The 484-nt window shown below is 56.0% G+C and carries 1 pseudogene; it reads right to left on the reverse strand.

Annotated elements, in window-relative coordinates:
* Nucleotides 1-310 (reverse strand): annotated as a pseudogene (locus GYA94_RS26355) (ABC transporter ATP-binding protein/permease); the annotation flags it as partial.
* Between the last annotated feature and the right edge of the window lie 174 nt (nt 311-484).

Here is a 484-nt window from a genome sequence, read left to right on the forward strand (position 1 = left end):
GGTTTATGGAGCGGATACCTTGATTCAAGCCTTGGAGAGCGCTGTAGAACCCGTTGTACCAGAACGAGAACAGCACATTGAGGCGTACGGAAAACAACGTCAGGACCAGCAGCAAGGCAAACACCAGCAGTGGCCGCCAACTGCGTTTGTAACTGAAATAAGGCCCCGCAAGTTGCCAGAACTGGCTGCCCCAGCGGGTGTAGCGTATGGCCAGAATAGCGGCGGCTGTGAAGCCGACAAAGGTGATGAACGAGGCGATTGCCAGCCAACTCAGGCTCTCTTGCAATGCCTGGTGCCAGTTCATGTCCATGGTGAATGTCCGTGCTGAGTATTTCCGCGAGCGTAGCACTGCCCTATAACGCTTCAGGCATACATGACGTACATTTCATGAAAGCCGGTGCCAGCCACCGCGTTGTCTGCTTCGCGGGCGCGCCCGCTCCCACAGGGATTGTTGTGAGGCCGGGGGACTTTTTTGGAGCACAAA

It is taken from the genome of Pseudomonas juntendi (assembly GCF_009932375.1).
Classification (GTDB): Bacteria; Pseudomonadota; Gammaproteobacteria; order Pseudomonadales; family Pseudomonadaceae; genus Aquipseudomonas; species Aquipseudomonas juntendi.